Below are 18,343 nucleotides of genomic sequence, written 5' to 3'. Positions count from 1 at the left end.
ATGGCGCATTGGCTGATCAAAACCGAGCCGGGAAGCTGGTCGTGGGACGATCAGGTCAGGAAAGGTGTCGAGGGATGGGATGGGGTTCGCAACCATCAGGCGGCAAAGAACCTTAAGACAATGCAGATCGGTGATCTGGCTTTCTTTTATCATTCGGTGAATGAAAAACGGATTGTCGGCATTGTCGAAGTGGTCCGCGACGCCTATCCCGATCCTACTGACGCCACCGGCAAATTTGTTCAGGTTGATTTCAAGACCGTCAAACCGGTGCCAAGGCCGGTGACGCTTGCCGATATCAAAGCTGATCCGCGATTTGCCGAATTGCCGTTGCTCAGACAGTCCCGTTTGTCGGTCATGCCGATAGATGATGCATCCTGGAAAGCGATTTGCGAAATGGGCGGTGTTTCGGCATGACGGTTGAGTTGCCGTCACCCGGAACAGTGTTATGCGAGCTTTCCGATCTGGATGCGACCGGGGCCAAGGGCATATCACTTGACGGAAATGCAGGCCGTGCCGGGATTTTTGTCGTGCGCGACGGCGCAGGGGTTTTCGGCTACGTCAACAGTTGCCCCCATATTGGTGTGCCGCTTGAACTTGAGCCCGACGAGTTCATCAGTGATCTTCACAATGAAATCATCTGCTCGACACATGGTGCGCGTTTCAATATTGAAGACGGCCTTTGCGTCGCTGGCCCCTGCGAGGGGGATATGCTGGAACCCGTCGCCGTAAAGATTGAGAACGAGAAAGTCGTTCTGGCCTGAAATTCTGCGTCATGGTGACGGTCCTAGCCGACCGTCACCTTTTCGATAATCTCATCAAGATGTTTGGTGATGACATCAAGCTGATCAGGTTCGGACAGGCGGTGATCACCGGTTTTGATCAAATCTATGCGGACATCTTTGGAAACCAGTGCTTCTGTCAGACGAATTGAGGTCTGCCATGGGACATCCGGGTCCTGCATGCCTTGGATCAGCCGCACCGGGCATTCAAGGTTGATCGGGTTTCGCAAAAGGAGCTGATTTCTGCCGTCTTCGATCAGGGCATGCGTGATCGTATAAGGATCGTCACCATACTCGGTCGGCTCTATCAGTGCGCCGTTTTCGACGATGTCGGATTTCTGGGCATCGGTGAATTGCGCCCACATAAGGTCTTCGGTGAAGTCGGGGGCTGCCGCAATGCCAACAAGTCCGGCGATGCGTTCTTTCCGCGCCAGTGCCGCCAACAGCATGATCCAGCCACCCATTGACGACCCGACCAGAATAAGTGGACCCGTGGTGATTTCGTCAATAATGGCAATGGCATCGCGTGCCCACTGTCCAATGGTTCCGTCTTTGAACATGCCTGCCGATTGTCCGTGACCCGAATAGTCAAAGCGGGTATAAGCCAGCCCCTGCTGTACGCAATGGGCCTCAAGATGGGTGGCCTTTGTGCCGGTCATATCGGACATGAAGCCCCCCAGAAACAGAACGCCAGGCTTTTGTTGGCCTTGTACTTCTGTCAGCTTGCCGGGAGTCGCATGGTATGCGATTTTTAATCCGTCAGGCCGCTCGAGATACTGAGGCGTCGGCATGTCATTTGTCATCCGGGAAGGGTATCCTTGGGTGTTAGTGGTTGGAATTGCATGAGCGCGTCAGAAATCAAGACCCAGTCAGTTTATCGTCCGGAACAGCAGGCGCAAGGTGCGGATTATCGCCCGGCGGTGATTCTGCAAGTTCTGCCGGAACTTGATACCGGTGGTGTGGAGCGCGGTACGGTTGATATCGCGCGCGCCATTGTCGATGGGGGTGGTGTTGCGCTGGTCGCCTCGCAGGGCGGGCGGCTTGAGCGCGAGCTTGACCGGTTTGGTGCCCGTCATATCACCCTGCCACTGAAGTCAAAAAACCTGTTTACCATGCGCCGTAATATTGATGCGCTGGTTGATCTTATTCGTGCCGAGGGCGTTGATATTATTCATGCGCGTTCGCGTGCGCCGGCCTGGAGTGCCTATTTCGCCGCGCGCAAGGCTGGCATTCCGTTCGTCACGACATTCCACGGCACTTATTCAGGTTACAACAACCTGTTCAAGAAGCGCTATAATGCGATCATGACGATGGGTGATCAGGTCATCGCCATTTCCAATCATATCGCAGACCATATTCGCAAATTTTATAAAATGGATCCTGCGCGCCTGAATATTGTGCCGCGCGGAACAAATACAGACTTGTTCAACCCGGAGAATGTCAGTCAGGAACGCCTGATTGCACTGTCAAATCAGTGGCGTTTGACCGGTGAAGAATATGTCATCATGCTGCCGGGACGCATTACCCGATGGAAAGGGCATTGTTTCCTGATAAAGGCTTTGCCCGCAGTGTTTGAAGCACTTGGCCACCGGAACGTGCGTTGCCTGATGGTTGGTTCCGATCAGGGGCGCACGGCTTATCGCGATGAAGTGCTGGCTTTGACCAAGAAGCTTGGCCTCGAAGATATTGTGCATATTGTTGATCACTGTGCCGATATGCCGGCGGCATACATGCTGGCGGATGTCGTGGCATGTCCCTCAATCGAGCCCGAGGCCTTTGGCCGAATTCCATCCGAAGCCCAGGCAATGGGGCGTCCGGTTGTCTCGACGGCCCATGGTGGCGCGATGGAGACCGTTTTGCCCGGTGAAACCGGCTGGCTGGTTACGCCAAATCAAGTTGATCAATTGTCTGTTGCATTGGTGCAGATATTGCGGCTGACGCCAGAAAAGCGTGCCGCTTTGGCGCAAAAAGGTCGCAGACACGTTATAGAAAACTACTCGCTGACCCAGATGGCAGAGAAAACGCTGGCGGTTTATGAAAAGGCGCTGAAAGGCGCGATCAGGAACGCTGCATGACAGAAACGATCACTTCGGACATGCCGCAAGATGCTGAAATTGTTGCGGGTGTGATGCCCGATGCCAAGCAGGAACGCATCCTCGTCATCAAGCTTTCTGCCCTGGGAGATATCATTCTTGCCATGGGGGCCTTCGCCGCGATCCGGGCTGCGCATCCACGCGCCCATATAACGGTGCTGACGACCCGGCTTTATGTCGATCTGATAAAATCGACAGGCTATTTTGATGCGATTGCGATTGATCGGCGTCCAAAGCTTTATCAGGTGCGTGAGGTTCTCGCACTGCGCCGATTCTTGCGAAACGGGAATTTTGACCGGGTCTATGATCTGCAAACATCGGATCGTAGCGGATTCTATTATCGTCTGTTCTGGCCGGGTAAGGCGCCCGAATGGTCGGGGATTGCACGGGGATGTTCGCATCCGCACGATAACCCGGATCGTGACAGCCTGCATACCATTGACCGGCTGGCAGATCAACTGCACCGTTCCGGGATTGAAAACGTGCCACCGCCGTTTATTGCCGGATCGGATATCGATCTGGAACGATTTGGCGTTCGAAGCCCATTTGTTATTATTTGTCCTGGCGGTGCCCCGCACCGTCCTGACAAGCGGTGGCCTGCCGAGCGGTTCGGTTTGCTGGCAAAAAAGATTGCCGACTATCGTCTGACGCCGGTGCTGATCGGGACTGATAAGGAAGCCGACGTTCTCAGCAAAATTGACAGCATGTGTCCCAAGGCACGAAACCTGATGGGGCGCACCGGGTTTCTGGATATTGCAGGGCTTGCGGCGCGATCCGTTCTGGCGATCGGAAATGACACCGGACCGATGCATATTGCCGCCGCTGCCGGGGCACCTTCCATTGTCCTGTTTTCACGCGACTCAGATCCGAAAAAGAGTGCGCCACGTGGAACAACAGACAATGCTGTCAGTATCGTACGTGAAAATGATTTGCGGGAATTGACAGTTAACCGGGTGATGGACGAGGTGCGTCATCGCCTTGATCTTGTCGATTAATATCGCGGTTTCTGCCATCTCGTTCGTCTGTCATTGTGTTCAGCAGGCTGCAAGGCTTTGAATACTGTTGCAGAAGGCTAAAATCATTGCTTTCTGACTGCGGCCCGATATGCTAGGCAAAGGTCCGTTTCACAGTATGCATGACGGGACGTGCGGCCCGGTGACTTTCTGTGTTACCCGTGACTTGTTTCTGTGCTTTTTGTTTGATTACCAAAGGAGATTATCCATAGCACGACCACGTAAACCGATGCAGCCGACCAAGGACGGTCCGCGCGTCAATGAGGATATCAAAGCTCGTGCCATCTGTGTTGTCGACGCTGAAGGCAACATGTCTGATCCGATGACGGTTCGTGAAGGCATTGAAATGGCGATGGAAGCTGGACTCGACCTTGTCGAAGTCGCTCCGAATGCCGAGCCTCCCGTCTGTAAGCTGATCGACTACGGCAAGTTCAAGTACGAACAAAGCAAGAAACAGAACGAAGCCAAAAAGAAACAGAAGGTTATCGAGGTCAAGGAAATCAAGCTCCGGCCGAACATCGATACCCATGATTACAATGTGAAGCTCCGTGCGGCACAGAAGTTTCTTGGCGGTGGAGACAAGGTGAAAGTCACGTTGCGTTTCCGCGGACGTGAAATGGCTCACCAGGACCTTGGTCTTGGCATGCTGCAGCGTTTTTCGGGAGATCTTGAAGATCTTGCCAAAACCGAACAGATGCCGAAGATGGAAGGTCGCATAATGATTATGGTGCTGGCGCCGCGTTAATCCGCGGCGTTTTGCCTTTCCAAGCAAGAGGGAATGCCATGGCAGCCGGGAATGATCTTCTGATCGTTGGAGTCGATGACGACCCCAAAAGTCTCGTGCTTCTAAAGCGGATCGTCGAAAGCGGCGGTTACAGTTTTGTTGGCGTTTCCTCTGGCAAGGAACTTCTTGAAACTCTGAAAACAAGAAAGCCCCGGATTATCCTGATGGATATCATGATGCCGGGTATGAATGGTTTTGAGGCCTCAATCCGGGTTCGGACCCGTTTCCCCGATCTTGCCTGTGCCATCATCTATGTGACGGCCCGTCAGGGGGAAGAAGACCTGCGGGGCGGTGTTGCCGCCGGCGGTAATGACTTTGTCCTCAAACCGATCAATCGTGAAAAGCTGCTAAGCCGAATCGAAAAGTGGATCGGCCGGGTTCATACAATCAAAACAGCGATTTAAGATTTTGATCTCGGGTCACGGATGGCCCGGTTTTCTCGTTGTCCTCGTGATGTAATGGTCGATGACGCCACCTTCTGGCAGTCTTGGCGGATCAGAAGGTGTTATGCCGGTTTTGGCATGCTCCTGACCGATGTTTCGTGATGATCGGCGAGAAGCCTAAAAATCCAAGAGAACCGTCGCGAAAAGGTCCTTGAAAAAGGAAGGGGTGGAGTCTATAACCACCCGTCCCCAAAACAGGTGGTGAGGCTGGAAAGATCATTTGATCTTTCAGGGCATGCCCAGCCGCCGTGGGGAATTTCGTGTTTCATTGCTTATGCAAGGATAGAAAAATGCCCAAGATGAAGACCAAAGCGAGCGCTAAAAAACGCTTTAGCCTGACCGCAAAGGGTAAAGTTCGTCGCAATGTCGCTAACAAGCGTCACCTGTTGACTGCGAAACCCACCAAGATGAAGCGCCAGGCACGTGGCACGGAGATTCTCTGTGACGCAGATGCCCGCATCGTCAAAAAATTCCTGCCGTACGGTTAAGGCTAAGGAGAGTTAAATGGCTCGTGTAAAAGGGGGCGTGTCTTCTCACGCCCGTCACCGCAAGGTTATCAAGGCTGCCAAAGGTTACCGCGGTCGCCGCAAGAATGCTTACCGCACTGCAGTGCAGGCCGTTGAAAAAGGTCTGCAGTATGCATATCGCGATCGTCGCGTTAAGAAACGCCAGTTCCGCAGCCTGTGGATTCAGCGTATCAACGCCGGTGCTCGTGAAAACGGTCTGAGCTACTCGCAGTTCATGAACGGCCTCAAGAAGGCTGGTGTTGAACTGGACCGCAAAGTGCTTGCCGACATCGCTGTGCGCGAACCGGAAGCTTTCAAAGCTCTGGTTACTCAGGCGCAGGCTGCACTCGGCTAATAAACCTTTTGTAAAAAGGTTTAATCGGCACTTGCCTGATTTGATCGGGGGCGGCCATATTGGCCGTCCCCTTTCTTTTGTTTATCCCAATTCACTTTAAGCAAAGCGTCGGAAGTTATGGAAAACATCGAAGCATTGCGCGAAGAGGTTCTGGCCGAAGTCGAAAAAGCAGCCGATTTACAGGCTCTTGAAGATGTTCGTATCAGCGCTCTTGGCAAAAAGGGCCGTATTACCGGCCTGATGAAAAACCTTGGTCAGATGGACCCGGATCAGCGCCGTGAATTCGGTCAGACGCTGAACGCTGTCAAAGATCAGGTTGCCGAGGCGATCGACACCCGCAAATCCGGCCTTGAAGATGCAGCATTGAATGCGCGTCTGATTGGCGAGCGGATCGATGTGACCCTGCCCGCGCGCATGGACGAAACTGCTGGTCGTATTCATCCGATCAGCCAGACGATGGATGAAATCATTTCGATCTTTGGCGAGATGGGCTTTGCTCTTGCCGAAGGTCCGGATGTCGAAGACGATTTCCATAACTTTACCGCCCTGAACATTCCGCCGGAACATCCGGCGCGTGAAATGCAGGACACTTTCTATCTGCCTGAGCAGGAAGATGGTTCGCGCCTTGTGCTGCGGACCCATACCTCACCGGTGCAGATCAGAACCATGCAGTCGAAAACCCCGCCGATCCGCATCATCGCGCCCGGTCGCACCTATCGTTCCGATAGCGATATGACCCATACGCCGATGTTCCATCAGGTTGAGGGACTGGTGATCGACAAGAAAACCCATATGGGCCATCTGAAAGGGTGTCTGCTGGAGTTTGTTAAAACCTATTTCGAACTGGACGAAGTTCCGGTTCGCTACCGTCCAAGCTTCTTCCCCTTTACCGAGCCGAGTGCCGAAATGGATATTGGCTGTTCGCGCAAGGGTGGGGAGCTCAAGATTGGTGAAGGCGACGACTGGCTGGAGATTCTGGGCTGCGGTATGGTTCACCCGCGCGTTCTGGCGGCTTGTGGACTTGATCCGAATGAATATCAGGGCTTTGCCTTTGGCATGGGGATTGAGCGTATCGCGATGCTGAAATACGGCATTCCCGATCTTCGCACCTTCTTCGATACCGATCTGCGCTGGCTGAAACACTATGGTTTCGTGCCGCTGGATGTACCGAATATGGTGAGAGGCTAAGACCATGAAATTCACACTCGACTGGCTGAAACAGCATCTTGAAACCGATGCTTCGATCGACGTGATTGCCGAAAAGCTCACCGATGTCGGACTGGAGATCGAAGGTGTCACGGATCGTGCGGCGGCGCTTAGGGATATCCGGGTCGCCTATATCGAAGAAGCGGGCCAGCATCCGGATGCGGATCGTCTGAAACTGTGCCGGGTCAATACCGGTGAAAAGATCATTCAGGTTGTCTGTGGTGCCCCCAATGCCCGAACCGGCATCAAGGTTGCCCTAGCACAACCGGGCGCGATTATTCCGATTGACGGCTCGAAACTGAAACCGGGCAAAATCCGTGGCGTCGAAAGCCAGGGCATGATGTGCTCGACCCGTGAACTTTGCCTTGGCGAGGATCATGACGGCATTATTGAACTGCCCGAAGATGCCCCGGTTGGTGCCCAGGTGGCGTCAGTGCTGGGAGCGGATGATCCGATCATTGAAATCGGTCTGACCCCGAACCGGCCGGATTGCACCGGTGTTCGCGGGATTGCGCGCGATCTGGCCGCTGCCGGCATTGGCACGCTAAAGGATGACTCGCGCCAGCAGGCGGTTGCGGGCACGTTTGACAGCCCCGTCGGTGTTTCGATTTCGGCCGATATTGCGCAGAATGCGGCGGTTCCGGCATTCTATGGTCGTTATATCCGCGGTGTTAAAAACGGCGAAAGCCCGGCGTGGCTGAAGGCCCGTCTCGAAGCCATCGGGCTGCGTCCGATTTCGGCACTTGTTGATATTACAAACCTTGTAACGCACGACCTTGCGCGTCCGTTGCACGTGTTTGATGCTGACAAGCTGTCGGGTGACATCAATGTCCGCTATGCCACCAATGGCGAGAAGATTGCGGCACTTGATAACAAGGAATACACGCTTTCCGACAGCATGGTCGTGATCGCCGATCAGGCAAAGGCACTTGGCCTTGGTGGTATCATCGGCGGCGAAGAAACCGGTTGTGTCGATGAAACGGTCAATGTCTTCGTTGAATGCGCCCTGTTTGATCCGATCAATGTCGCAAAGACCGGCCGTAAGCTGCAGATCAATTCCGATGCCCGTTACAGGTTCGAGCGCGGTGTCGACCCGCAGTCGATTTCCTGGGGTATAGAGGTTGCGACACGTCTGATTACCGAGATTTGCGGTGGTGAAGTTTCTGATGTCGTGAAGGCGGGCGAGGTCCCTAATCCGCGCAACAGCTTCGATCTTCGTATTGATCGTATTCGGGAGCTGGGCGGTGTTTCGGTTGACGCCGATCAGGCGATTGCGATTCTGAAATCGCTTGGTTTTGAGGTCAGCGGGTCCGCGCCTGTTATCACGGCGGTTGCACCAACCTGGCGTCCTGATGTCATCGGCGAAGCCGATCTGGTCGAGGAAGTTTTGCGCATTGTCGGATATGACAAAATTCCGACGGTGCCGCTGGAACGTGAAACCAGTTTGCCGGTTCCGGCCCTTAGCCCGTTCCAGAAGCGGGTTGGTCTGACCCGTCGGATACTGGCTTCGCGCGGGATGTTCGAGACCGTTACCTGGTCGTTCACGGACTCGCGTTGGGCAAAACTGTTTACCGATCTGAAACCAGGCCTGTTCCTTGCCAATCCGATCAGCTCGGATCTGGATGTGATGCGTCCGAACGTGCTTATCAATCTGATCGCGGCAGTTGGTCGCAACCAGTCACGCGGTTTTGCCGATCTGGCGTTGTTTGAGGCCGGGCCAGAATTCTTTGGCGATCAGCCGGGGGATCAGCGTCTGGTAGCTGCCGGTTTGCGATCAGGGGCAACCACCCCGCGCAGTTGGACCGGTTCGCGCCGTGATGTCGATCTGTTTGATGTTAAGGCAGACGCAGAAGCCCTGCTTGAAGCGCTTGGTACGGCATCAGCCAACGTACAGGTCAATGCCGAAGGGGCACCATCATGGTATCATCCTGGTCGTTCGGCGGCATTGCAGCTGGGCCCGAAAAATGTCCTTGGCTATTTTGGCGAACTGCACCCGAAAGTGTTGAAAGCACTGGGTGTTAAGGGGCGCGTTGTTGCCTTTGAACTGTTTGTTGAAAATGTACCGATGCCCAAGAAAAAGGGAACGGGACGGCCTTTGCTGAATGCATCAAGCTTCCAATCGGTTGAACGCGACTTTGCCTTCCTTCTGGATGCAAATGTTCAGTCCGAGGCCGTCGTCAAGGCAGCCCGCAGTGTCGACCGGAACCTGATTTCGGATGTTACGATCTTTGACCTTTATGCAGGCAAAGGTATCGAGGATGGCAAGAAATCGGTTGCTTTCTCGATCACCCTGCAGCCGACCAAGGCAACCCTGACCGAAGAGGAAATCGACGGGGTTTGCAAGAAGGTTGTTGCCGCTGTCGAAAAGGCAACAGGCGGTTCCCTGCGCGCCTGATGTGCAGTTGAAAGATTATATGAAAAACGGGCTGTCCATTGGATGGCCCGTTTTTTGTGGCAGGGGTGCGAAAAGTGGTTCTTATCCGCCGGGGCGTTTGCGCAGGATGGCAAATTCATCTTCATCAAGGTCGATGGCAATCATGTCCGGACCATTGGTGTATATGCGCCATTCCATGTCAGTATCATCGCATTCGATGTTGAGCTGATCGACCAGGTTGTTCCACGTGCAGCTTTCGCGTTCATCATCGGCGTCAAGTCGACCGGTTCCGTTATCAGAAAGATGCATCACCAGAAGTTCTTCGTCCTCGTCAACGGAATAAACGGCATAAGTTTCGTTGGCGAAACGATAATTGATTTCCGTGCCATTGAGCTGACGCCATCCCCGCGGCAAAGGCGCATCAACATCCCGCTCGGCGAACATATAGGCCAGTTTCTGCATGTGATTGTCGGGCATGGTTCTCATGTCGGAACCGCAGGCAGCTAGCAAAAGGGCTCCGCTTAGTGCGATGGCGATCCGGAAATTAATATCGGTCATATGATGCTCCGTAACGGTCGATGGGCATTCAAGCGGGCAGCTTTTACCGGCCCCGTCCTTCTGCGGATTTTCCAAGCAAGATGCTTGCCATCGGTAATTTTGCGGCAGGCGTTCGGTAGTTCTAGGGCGTTCCCCGCAACGTGAAAATGAACGTTGCCCCGGGATCGGTTATGGGGCGGGAGGTATCAAGCCATATCCTGCCACCATGCTGTTCGGCAATTTTGCGGCATAAAGAAAGGCCAAGACCGGTACCGCTGAATTCATCTTTATGCAGGCGCTGAAACAGGCGGAAAATACGTTGGGCATGTTCCGGATGAATGCCAATTCCATTGTCGCGAACCGAAAAACGCCAAAATCCCGGGGTCTCCGGATCGGGTATGACACGGATATCAATATGAGGCGGCACACCGGGACGACGGTATTTGATGGCATTCGACAGCAGGTTCTGAAACAGACGTGACAGACTGATACGGTCACCATTGATTACAGGCAGGTCATTATGGGTGATGGTGGCCTGTTCCTGAACAATAATGGCTTTGAGATCGGCCTGGGCTTCATTCAGCACCTGATTGCAGTCGATTTGGGTCATTTCATCGTCGCTGCTACCGGTCTTGGCATATTCCAGCAAATGACTGATCAGTTTATGCATGCGTTTTGCGCCATCGACTGCATAGTCGATATATTCGTCGGCCTCCTGGTCGAGTGACCCGCCATAACGACGTTTCAGAAGCTGGGTATAGCTTGCAACCATGCGTAATGGCTGTTGCAAGTCATGGGACGCGACATAGGCGAACTGTTCAAGATCTTCGTTGGTGCGTTTGAGCTGATCGAGGGTATCACGCAGCTTGTTCGCATTTTCGACAAACTGGGTTACATCCCGTGCACTGCTGAAGGTCATGCCTTCAAACGGTCCGATACCGTGCCAGGCAAGCCAGCGATTTTCTCCACGCTGATCGAGGATACGAAAAACCAGTTCGCTTTCCTGAAACTCGCCAGATGCCTGATCCATGAAACTGGCGCGAACCATTTCCCTGTCTTCCGGAAGAAAAAGGGCTTCGAATGGTTTTCCAATCAAATCATAAACCTGCTTGCCAGCGAGTTCGGCCAGTGCCGGGCTCAGGCCGCGCAGAATACCATTCGTATCCAAGGCAATAGAAGGTTCCGGCGTATGATGCAGGTAGGTTTCGAACGGATGGCAAAGTTCTTGCTGTGGTACGGTTTCCAACAACAGGACAGTGACGGTTTCAGCGTCTTCTTCGATCCGGTGTTGGGCCATCAGATAGAAACGCTGCATCTGGTCGGCGGATGTGCGTAAATCCACCATGGTGCCGATACGTTTGTCCCGCCACCGGTTTTCGATCAGGGGTGCGCGCAATTGCGCCCGTGATGCGTCGCTAAGCTGCGAAAGGAATGCCTCGGCGGTTGGCTTGATGTCGGCAAAGGCAAGTCCGAGTATTTCCGGCCAGTTAAGCCGGGACGTAAGAGTTCCCGCCGGATCCTTTGTCGACCAGCTTAAAATTGCACAGCCACAATCAGACAGGGTGTTTTCTGAATCGTTGAAATGTTCGGCCAGATCGGCAGCGCGCAAATGCTGTCGTTTCAGACGCTGCCAAAGCCAGACAGAAAGTCCCGCCATAATCAGCAGAACGATCAGAAACAACGATGCGTGAAGCATGATCGCTTCGCGCCAGTTGCCCAATAAAATGTGCCGGGGAATGTAGGTGACAACGATGCGGTCAAGCTGTGGCAGAATACTATATGCCAGCAGCATTACGGTGTTGCCATGCATGCATAACAAACTGCCGCGGGAGGCTTTTTGTTTGTCTATTTCATCAAAAAGATCATCAACCAAATGAGGCGGGATGGTGCCATTGATCTGATTGCGTTCATTATCCAGAACGCCAACGGAAAGATCGGGATTTTCATCAGTGACGCGTTGCAAGTCGATTGTGCTGTTTTGCGCAAGCACGGCACTCAGATGATAGGTGACCGCCATCATTTGTGCACGCGCCTGATCAATCGCGCTGTCGTAAAGCGTTTTCTGGATGAAGAAGAAGGAAAACAGTAGGATCACCATGCCGGTAATCGTAAGGGCGGCAAGACGCTTTCGCAGTTTGCTTAATCCGCGTCGGGACAATGACGGCTCAATGGATGTCAGAAACATTTTCTTTGTTGCACCCTTGCCTGATCCTGCCCAACTGCCCCGTCATCAAAGCCTATGTTTTTTTGGTTCGGTTGAAAAGCATTCAACCGGTAATAATGCGTCTGTTCTCATATAAAAAAACGCGCGATGACAGCAACTTGCCCTTGCTCGGGGCCTGTTGCGGTCATCAGGAAGGGACGATCATGCAAATCCGGGGTAGGCTGAAGGCGAATTCGCAGAACCGAATTCAAACACAGTGCTTCTAATTGCAGTTAAAAACCCCTATAAACCCGCTGTTGGCGATTGGTTTTTATCGCCAGGACGGCCAAGACGATCCGAGATTGCCGGTATCGCCCGCTTGTATCGCGGCAGAACAGCTTTTGCTGCCGCGCCTCTCCCAGATGTCGCTGCCCTGATCGGGTGGGCTGACCGGGAGGATGCAAACGGCGTGACACCGGCTTTGTGATAAATGATCGATGTTGAACGCGATCGTGTTTTGGCAATAACCGAACCGAATTTTTGACATAACCATCGCCCAGTGCCAGAAGCAGCCATATGACCGATCTTAAGAACATTCGAAACTTTTCGATTATCGCGCATATCGACCACGGTAAATCGACCCTGGCCGACCGTCTGATCCAGCTTACCGGTGGTCTTACCGATCGCGAGATGTCCGAGCAGGTCCTCGACTCGATGGATATCGAACGCGAACGCGGGATCACCATCAAGTCGCAGGCGGTGCGTCTGAAATACACGGCCAAGGACGGTCAGGAGTATACCCTGAACCTGATGGATACGCCGGGCCATGTGGACTTCGCCTATGAAGTGTCGCGTTCGCTTGCCGCGTGCGAGGGATCGCTTCTGGTGGTTGATGCCGCCCAGGGTGTCGAGGCGCAGACGCTGGCCAACGTTTATCAGGCGATTGATAACAACCACGAAATCGTGCCGGTCCTGAACAAGGTTGATCTGCCTGCCGCAGAACCGGATCGCGTCAAGGAACAGATCGAAGAAGTGATTGGCATTGACGCCAGTGACGCGCTGATGATTTCAGCCAAAACCGGACTGGGCGTGCCCGATGTGCTCGAAGCATTGGTGCATCGTCTTCCGGCGCCGACGGGTGATCCGGCGGCACCGCTTGAAGTTCTGCTGGTCGATAGCTGGTATGACTCCTATCTGGGTGTCATGATTCTGGTGCGTGTCAAAGAAGGCACGTTGAAAAAAGGCCAGAAAATCCGCTTCATGAATGCCAAGGTCACCCATACGGTTGACCGCGTCGGCGTGTTTACGCCCAAGCCGCTTGCGCTTGATGAAATGGGGCCGGGTGAAGTCGGCTTTATCAATTGCGGCATGAAAACCGTTGCCGAATGCGAAGTCGGCGACACGATTACCGAAGAAAAACGTCCCTGCGCAAAACCGCTTGCCGGTTTCAAGCCGTCCATCCCGGTGGTGTTCTGTGGCATTTTCCCGGTTGATACCAGCGAATATGATGTGCTTCGCGATGCGCTTGAAAAGCTGCACCTTAACGATGCATCCTTCCAGTTCGAACCGGAAAACTCGACCGCACTTGGTCTTGGTTTCCGCTGTGGCTTCCTTGGGCTTTTGCATCTGGAGATCATTCAGGAACGTCTTGAACGCGAGTTCGAACTTGATCTGATCACCACGGCGCCATCGGTTTCCTATAAAATCTCGATGACCAAAGGCGAAGATATTCTGCTGCATAACCCGGCGGATTTCCCTGATGTCACCAAGATCAAGGCGATTGAAGAACCCTGGATCAAGGCATCCATCATGGTGCCGGATGAGTATCTGGGCGGTATCCTGACACTCTGCACCGAACGCCGCGGCATTCAGCAGGACCTGACCTATGTCGGGAACCGGGCGATGGCGGTTTACAAACTGCCGCTGAACGAGGTGGTGTTTGATTTTTATGACCGTCTGAAATCGATTTCGCGTGGCTATGCCAGCTTTGATTACGAACTGGCCGGCTATGACGAAAGCGATCTGGTCAAGGTATCCATTCTGGTCAACGAAGAGCCGGTCGATGCGCTTGCATTGATGGTTCACCGTTCTGCTGCCGAACATCGTGGCCGCGAGATTTGCAAACGTCTTAAGGACCTTATCCCGCGCCAGATGTTCAAGGTCGCCATTCAGGCCGCCATCGGCGGCAAGGTGATCGCGCGTGAAACGGTTTCTGCAATGCGCAAGGACGTGACGGCCAAATGTTATGGCGGTGACGTTTCGCGTAAACGCAAACTTCTCGATAAGCAGAAGGCTGGTAAGAAAAAGATGCGCCAGTTCGGCAAGGTGGAAATTCCGCAGTCGGCATTTATCAACGCCCTTAAGATGAGCGACGATAAATAGAGCGAAATTACGGTATCGAAACAAAGGCTGCATCCCATTGTGGATGCAGCCTTTTTCTTTGAGGGCTTTCGGCAATTCGTGCCATGCGCTATGGATAGGTTCTCATACCGTTTTGTTGCAGGAGCCCGCCATGGATCTTGAAATTCTTCAACGCCAGGAAGCCATCCTTGTCTTTGATCGCTTTGACGAGGAAACGGCGTGGGAAATCGGATCGGCCCTTGTGGCGGTTGCACGGGCACAGAATGCCCCGGTTGTCGTCGACATCCGGACTTCGGATCGTACCCTGTTCCACGCAGCCCTTCTGGGGGCCAAGCCCGCCAACGATTCCTGGGCGCTTCGCAAAAGCAATCTGACCCTTCGCGAACATCAATCATCGATGCAGTTTGGCATGGCGTTGAAAGCCAAGGGCAAGACACTTTCCGATCACGGGATTGATTTTGCCGATTATGCCGACCACGGCGGCAGTTTTCCGGTTCGCGTCAAAGGCGTTGGCGTGATCGCGGCAATCACCGTATCCGGCCTTGCCTCGCCCGAGGATCACGGCATGATCGTTGGTGTTCTGGAAGATTTTCTTGGGGTTTCTGTCTGATCAGATTTGTCCGAGGCATATTGTCGTTACTGATTGTTGGTGTCTGGTAACGCGGAATCCTTGGGGCGTGCCTCGGCCCATTTGAGCAATGCATCAAGTGCCGGGCAAAGTGATTGCCCCCACTCACTCATGCGATACTCCACCTTGGGCGGAACCACCGGATAAACCTTGCGTTCGATTATACCATCGGCTTCAAGCTGGCGAAGCTGCTGGGCAAGCATCTTCTGCGAAATGCCGGGGATCAGCTTTTCCAGATCTGAATAGCGTTGGACCTTGCCACCGAACAGATGGAAAAGAATAATCAGTTTCCATCGGCCTTCGAGCATCTTGAAGATTGTTTCGACATCTGATGCCGCGGTGACCGGGGTGTAGGTTTTTGCCATGTTTGGAACCTGTTAGTTACTTACTTTAAAGTACGTACTTCCCAAAATGTGAGTTTGTTTGAAAAATGCCTGTCTGACAAGCAAGCAGACAGGAACAAACGACATGATCAAACTCCCCGAACCGATCACCGCATATTTTGATCCCGCCAATAGCGTTGAGCAGAAGGCGGCGGCTTTCAATGACACTGCAATTGTCGAAGATGAAAACCAACGCCATCAGGGACGACCTGAAATCGGGAAGTGGATGGCGGACGTCAAAGCAAAATACAACTTTGTGGCCGAGCCGATCGACGTTGTTCATGCAGATGAAAAATTTGCCGTGAAAGCCAAAGTCAGCGGTGACTTTCCCAACAGTCCGATTGAGCTTGATTACCGGTTCGAACTTGCGAATGGCAAGATCGAAAAGCTTTTGATCGGCTAATCGACCGCGATTTTTGACGTAACTTTCCCAACAAAACAAGCGACCCGAAAATGTTTCAGCTTCCAGATCCTGCGCAGGAATTTGCGCAAAAACGCATAATTGTAACCGGCGGTACCAAAGGTACAGGAAAAGCCGTTTTTGAACGCATGATGGCGGGTGGCGGAACCCTGCTTACGGCGGCGCGGGGCGAAAAACCCGATGATATCGCCAGCGATTGCTATGTGCAGGCGGACCTTTCGACCACGGCCGGCGTCGAAAAACTGGCCGCAGCCGCACGCGAACGCATGGGAGGGGTTGATATCCTGATCCACGTTCTGGGCGGGTCATCAAACCCGTCCGGTGGCTTTGCCGTGATCGACGATGCCAGTTGGGAAAAGGAACTGAACCTTAACCTGATGTCGGCTGTGCGACTTGATCGCTGTCTGGTGCCCGAAATGATCGCGCGTGGCAGCGGTATTGTTGTGCATACATCGTCAATTCAGCGCCGTTTGCCGCTATTTGACGCAACAACGGCCTATGCGGCGGCAAAGGCAGCACTCACGACTTACAGCAAGGTTCTTTCGAAGGAAGTTGGTCCCAAGGGCGTGCGGGTTAATGCTGTTGCGCCGGGGTGGATTTATACCGATGCATCAAAGGCGATGGTCGAACGGATTGCAGAAGGCGGCGGCATCACCCAGGAAGCCGCACGCCAAAGCATCCTTGACGCATTGGGAGGCATTCCATTAGGGCGTCCGGCACAGCCGGAGGAAGTGGCAGAATTGATTGCCTTTCTGGCATCAGATCGGGCGTCATCAATTCATGGCGCAGAATACACCATTGATGGCGGCACGGTGCCGACGGTCTAGGAAAAGTACAACGCAGCCCGGTCAGCTGGATTGATCGATATGTTCGATATCGGGGTCAATTCCCGCAAAGCTGGGCAGGGCTGTGCTCATCCATAGATGCTTTTTCGCCTTGAAAGGCGTCGGGTCGTCGAAGCTGCCAAGCCGGAAATCGAGGAAGTCGGGATGGTCGCCGTGCCGCCAGGTAAGGCTTGATCCGCATTTCGGACAAAAGCCGCGAAACCGGTTGGGCGAACTTTCAAACTCGGCCGGTTTGCCATCCCATTTCAGGGTTGCGGTCGCAAAGGTGACAAAGGTTGAGACGCCTGAGCCACTATCCTTGCGGCACATGCCGCAATGGCAGTGATTGCCGCCCGTCGGCTCGCCCGAAACAGAAAAGCGCACCGCGCCGCACAGACAGCCGCCGGTATGAAGATCGGTGGTTCTGGTGGTGGGCATGGTGCGCTTTTCCTTTTTGATCAGGGCTTATTCCGCCGGAACGCCTGTCGTGGTGGAATATTCGAAATGGAATTCCTTGTCCGGGAACAGGTAGCTGCGCGCGGAATGGATGGCGCTGGCCCCTTCGGCAAAGCCTGACAGGATCAGTTTCAGTTTGTGGTCATAGGTCGCGATATCGCCAATCGCGAAGATGCCCGGAACCGAAGTTGCCATGGTGGCCTGTGTGACACCAATATGGTTGCGATCAAGGTTAAGGCCCCAATCGGCAATCGGGCCAAGTTCCATGGCAAGGCCAAAGAACGGCAACAGGTGATCTGCTTCCAGTGCAAGTTCCTCGCCTTTGAGTGTCGCAACGACGACATGGGAAAGCTTGTCGTTGTCACCTTTCAGGCTTTTCAGCTGATAGGGAATGACCATCTCGATCTTTCCGGCTTCGGCCAGGGCCTGCAATTTGGCACTGCTGTCCGGGGCGGCACGGAATTTCGGGCGACGATGAACAACCATGACCTTTTCGGCAATGTCATGAAGGGAAAGCGCCCAATCCACAGCCGAATCACCACCACCGGCAATGACAACCTTTTTGCCCGCGAAATCGGCACGGCGTTTGACGTAATACTGAACGCCGCCGCTGCCTTCGTAATCTTCAAGGCCTTCCATCGGGGGCTTGTTCGGGCCAAAGGCACCGCAACCGGCCGCAATCACAACCGCACCCGCGTCAATGATGGTGCCGACGGATGTTTCCAGCGTGAAACGGCCATCGTCACGTTTTTCAAGCTTTGTGACCTGCTGACCGAGATGATAGGTCGGCTCGAACGGGGCGGCCTGTTTGGCAAGCTGATCAATCAGGTCCTGACCGGCGATCTGGGGATGTGCCGGAATATCGAAAATCGGCTTTTCCGGATAAAGCGCGCTGCATTGTCCGCCAACCATATCAAGCGCGTCGATGACATGAGTTTTAAGCCCAAGCATTCCGGCTTCGAAAACGGCGAAAAGACCGACAGGGCCGGCGCCAATGATGGCAATATCGGTGCTGTGCGACGCGTCTGACATGTTCA

Annotated in this window: 20 protein-coding genes; 14 read left to right on the top strand and 6 right to left on the bottom strand. The window is 53.8% G+C overall.

Features of this window, described 5'->3' with window-relative positions; genetic code table 11:
* A complete protein-coding gene (locus tag J7395_RS04280) occupies positions 1-414 on the top strand; it encodes an EVE domain-containing protein (RefSeq protein WP_209220631.1) in 414 nt (137 codons plus the stop codon).
* A complete protein-coding gene (locus J7395_RS04275; RefSeq protein WP_209220630.1) occupies positions 411-761 on the top strand; it encodes a Rieske (2Fe-2S) protein in 351 nt (116 codons plus the stop codon). Before J7395_RS04280 ends, J7395_RS04275 begins: the two co-directional genes overlap by 4 nt.
* Positions 762-784: 23 nt before the next feature.
* Here the strand turns inward: J7395_RS04275 and J7395_RS04270 are convergent, their stop codons facing one another.
* The gene (locus tag J7395_RS04270) at positions 785-1,447 is read right to left on the bottom strand and encodes an alpha/beta hydrolase (RefSeq protein ID WP_209220629.1); all 663 of its coding nucleotides are present in this window, start codon (positions 1,445-1,447) and stop codon (positions 785-787) included.
* A 174-nt stretch (positions 1,448-1,621) separates the two neighbouring features.
* Between J7395_RS04270 and J7395_RS04265 the strand changes: the two genes are divergently transcribed.
* From J7395_RS04265 to pheT, 8 genes are all read left to right on the top strand, one after another.
* On the top strand, positions 1,622-2,854 hold the full coding sequence (locus J7395_RS04265; RefSeq protein ID WP_209220628.1) for a glycosyltransferase family 4 protein: 1,233 nt from the start codon (positions 1,622-1,624) through the stop codon (positions 2,852-2,854).
* Positions 2,851-3,867 (top strand): glycosyltransferase family 9 protein, encoded by a 1,017-nt coding sequence (locus tag J7395_RS04260; RefSeq protein WP_247741951.1) that lies wholly within the window; start codon positions 2,851-2,853, stop codon positions 3,865-3,867. Before J7395_RS04265 ends, J7395_RS04260 begins: the two co-directional genes overlap by 4 nt.
* A 247-nt stretch (positions 3,868-4,114) precedes the next feature.
* Positions 4,115-4,630, top strand: coding sequence for a translation initiation factor IF-3 (gene infC, locus J7395_RS04255; RefSeq protein ID WP_062950436.1), 516 nt, complete (start codon positions 4,115-4,117; stop codon positions 4,628-4,630).
* 38 nt (positions 4,631-4,668) lie between these two features.
* Positions 4,669-5,073, top strand: a complete 405-nt coding sequence (locus tag J7395_RS04250) for a response regulator (protein WP_062950438.1) — start codon at positions 4,669-4,671, stop codon at positions 5,071-5,073.
* 329 nt (positions 5,074-5,402) lie between these two features.
* A complete protein-coding gene (gene rpmI, locus J7395_RS04245; RefSeq protein WP_007088699.1) occupies positions 5,403-5,600 on the top strand; it encodes a 50S ribosomal protein L35 in 198 nt (65 codons plus the stop codon).
* Positions 5,601-5,616: 16 nt separating this feature from the next.
* Entirely contained in the window at positions 5,617-5,973 is a 357-nt protein-coding gene (gene rplT / locus J7395_RS04240; protein WP_062950441.1) for a 50S ribosomal protein L20, read from the top strand.
* A 117-nt stretch (positions 5,974-6,090) separates the two neighbouring features.
* Positions 6,091-7,161 (top strand): phenylalanine--tRNA ligase subunit alpha, encoded by a 1,071-nt coding sequence (gene pheS / locus J7395_RS04235; RefSeq protein ID WP_062950443.1) that lies wholly within the window; start codon positions 6,091-6,093, stop codon positions 7,159-7,161.
* A gap of 4 nt (positions 7,162-7,165) precedes the next feature.
* Positions 7,166-9,574 carry a phenylalanine--tRNA ligase subunit beta gene (pheT, locus tag J7395_RS04230; RefSeq protein WP_209220627.1) on the top strand — a complete coding sequence of 803 codons (2,409 nt, stop codon included), beginning with the start codon at positions 7,166-7,168 and terminating at the stop codon, positions 9,572-9,574.
* 81 nt (positions 9,575-9,655) lie between these two features.
* Here the strand turns inward: pheT and J7395_RS04225 are convergent, their stop codons facing one another.
* On the bottom strand, positions 9,656-10,111 hold the full coding sequence (locus J7395_RS04225) for a hypothetical protein (protein WP_114109373.1): 456 nt from the start codon (positions 10,109-10,111) through the stop codon (positions 9,656-9,658).
* Positions 10,112-10,232: 121 nt separating this feature from the next.
* Entirely contained in the window at positions 10,233-12,275 is a 2,043-nt protein-coding gene (locus J7395_RS04220) for an ATP-binding protein (RefSeq protein ID WP_209220626.1), read from the bottom strand.
* Between the two features lie 534 nt (positions 12,276-12,809).
* On the opposite strand from J7395_RS04220, the gene lepA reads away from it, so the two are divergent.
* The gene (gene lepA / locus J7395_RS04215) at positions 12,810-14,615 is read left to right on the top strand and encodes a translation elongation factor 4 (protein ID WP_007088706.1); all 1,806 of its coding nucleotides are present in this window, start codon (positions 12,810-12,812) and stop codon (positions 14,613-14,615) included.
* A 130-nt stretch (positions 14,616-14,745) separates the two neighbouring features.
* Positions 14,746-15,204, top strand: a complete 459-nt coding sequence (locus J7395_RS04210) for a heme-degrading domain-containing protein (RefSeq protein ID WP_209220625.1) — start codon at positions 14,746-14,748, stop codon at positions 15,202-15,204.
* A 26-nt stretch (positions 15,205-15,230) separates the two neighbouring features.
* Here J7395_RS04210 and J7395_RS04205 read toward each other — a convergent pair whose 3' ends face one another.
* Complete coding sequence (locus tag J7395_RS04205) at positions 15,231-15,587, bottom strand: winged helix-turn-helix transcriptional regulator (RefSeq protein WP_209220624.1); 357 nt, start codon at positions 15,585-15,587, stop codon at positions 15,231-15,233.
* A 103-nt stretch (positions 15,588-15,690) separates the two neighbouring features.
* On the opposite strand from J7395_RS04205, the gene J7395_RS04200 reads away from it, so the two are divergent.
* On the top strand, positions 15,691-16,008 hold the full coding sequence (locus J7395_RS04200; RefSeq protein ID WP_209220623.1) for a nuclear transport factor 2 family protein: 318 nt from the start codon (positions 15,691-15,693) through the stop codon (positions 16,006-16,008).
* A gap of 50 nt (positions 16,009-16,058) precedes the next feature.
* Positions 16,059-16,853 carry an SDR family oxidoreductase gene (locus tag J7395_RS04195; protein WP_209220622.1) on the top strand — a complete coding sequence of 265 codons (795 nt, stop codon included), beginning with the start codon at positions 16,059-16,061 and terminating at the stop codon, positions 16,851-16,853.
* Between the two features lie 21 nt (positions 16,854-16,874).
* On the opposite strand, the gene J7395_RS04190 is transcribed toward J7395_RS04195, so the two are convergent.
* Both J7395_RS04190 and J7395_RS04185 read right to left on the bottom strand, forming a co-directional pair.
* Positions 16,875-17,288 (bottom strand): GFA family protein, encoded by a 414-nt coding sequence (locus J7395_RS04190; protein WP_209220621.1) that lies wholly within the window; start codon positions 17,286-17,288, stop codon positions 16,875-16,877.
* Between the two features lie 27 nt (positions 17,289-17,315).
* Positions 17,316-18,338: an NAD(P)/FAD-dependent oxidoreductase gene (locus J7395_RS04185; protein WP_209220620.1), complete on the bottom strand. Its 1,023-nt coding sequence runs from the start codon at positions 18,336-18,338 to the stop codon at positions 17,316-17,318.
* Between the last annotated feature and the right edge of the window lie 5 nt (positions 18,339-18,343).

The sequence above is a fragment of the Thalassospira sp. A3_1 genome (assembly GCF_017744215.1).
Lineage (GTDB): Bacteria > Pseudomonadota > Alphaproteobacteria > Rhodospirillales > Thalassospiraceae > Thalassospira > Thalassospira lucentensis_A.
The sequence above is the reverse complement of the archived record's forward strand: the minus strand, read 5'-3'. Positions and strand labels throughout refer to the sequence as shown.

Excerpts from the sequence above, each read along its gene's own strand:
- J7395_RS04270 (WP_209220629.1), bottom strand. The coding sequence starts at position 1,447 with ATGTCCGATATGACCGGCACAAAGGCCACCCATCTTGAGGCCCATTGC.
- J7395_RS04185 (WP_209220620.1), bottom strand. The coding sequence starts at position 18,338 with ATGTCAGACGCGTCGCACAGCACCGATATTGCCATCATTGGCGCCGGC.
- lepA (WP_007088706.1), top strand. The coding sequence starts at position 12,810 with ATGACCGATCTTAAGAACATTCGAAACTTTTCGATTATCGCGCATATC.
- J7395_RS04265 (WP_209220628.1), top strand. The coding sequence starts at position 1,622 with ATGAGCGCGTCAGAAATCAAGACCCAGTCAGTTTATCGTCCGGAACAG.
- J7395_RS04210 (WP_209220625.1), top strand. The coding sequence starts at position 14,746 with ATGGATCTTGAAATTCTTCAACGCCAGGAAGCCATCCTTGTCTTTGAT.
- J7395_RS04250 (WP_062950438.1), top strand. The coding sequence starts at position 4,669 with ATGGCAGCCGGGAATGATCTTCTGATCGTTGGAGTCGATGACGACCCC.
- rpmI (WP_007088699.1), top strand. The coding sequence starts at position 5,403 with ATGCCCAAGATGAAGACCAAAGCGAGCGCTAAAAAACGCTTTAGCCTG.
- pheS (WP_062950443.1), top strand. The coding sequence starts at position 6,091 with ATGGAAAACATCGAAGCATTGCGCGAAGAGGTTCTGGCCGAAGTCGAA.
- J7395_RS04225 (WP_114109373.1), bottom strand. The coding sequence starts at position 10,111 with ATGACCGATATTAATTTCCGGATCGCCATCGCACTAAGCGGAGCCCTT.
- J7395_RS04195 (WP_209220622.1), top strand. The coding sequence starts at position 16,059 with ATGTTTCAGCTTCCAGATCCTGCGCAGGAATTTGCGCAAAAACGCATA.
- J7395_RS04220 (WP_209220626.1), bottom strand. The coding sequence starts at position 12,275 with ATGTTTCTGACATCCATTGAGCCGTCATTGTCCCGACGCGGATTAAGC.
- pheT (WP_209220627.1), top strand. The coding sequence starts at position 7,166 with ATGAAATTCACACTCGACTGGCTGAAACAGCATCTTGAAACCGATGCT.
- J7395_RS04190 (WP_209220621.1), bottom strand. The coding sequence starts at position 17,288 with ATGCCCACCACCAGAACCACCGATCTTCATACCGGCGGCTGTCTGTGC.
- J7395_RS04260 (WP_247741951.1), top strand. The coding sequence starts at position 2,851 with ATGACAGAAACGATCACTTCGGACATGCCGCAAGATGCTGAAATTGTT.
- infC (WP_062950436.1), top strand. The coding sequence starts at position 4,115 with ATGCAGCCGACCAAGGACGGTCCGCGCGTCAATGAGGATATCAAAGCT.
- J7395_RS04200 (WP_209220623.1), top strand. The coding sequence starts at position 15,691 with ATGATCAAACTCCCCGAACCGATCACCGCATATTTTGATCCCGCCAAT.
- J7395_RS04280 (WP_209220631.1), top strand. The coding sequence starts at position 1 with ATGGCGCATTGGCTGATCAAAACCGAGCCGGGAAGCTGGTCGTGGGAC.
- J7395_RS04275 (WP_209220630.1), top strand. The coding sequence starts at position 411 with ATGACGGTTGAGTTGCCGTCACCCGGAACAGTGTTATGCGAGCTTTCC.
- rplT (WP_062950441.1), top strand. The coding sequence starts at position 5,617 with ATGGCTCGTGTAAAAGGGGGCGTGTCTTCTCACGCCCGTCACCGCAAG.
- J7395_RS04205 (WP_209220624.1), bottom strand. The coding sequence starts at position 15,587 with ATGGCAAAAACCTACACCCCGGTCACCGCGGCATCAGATGTCGAAACA.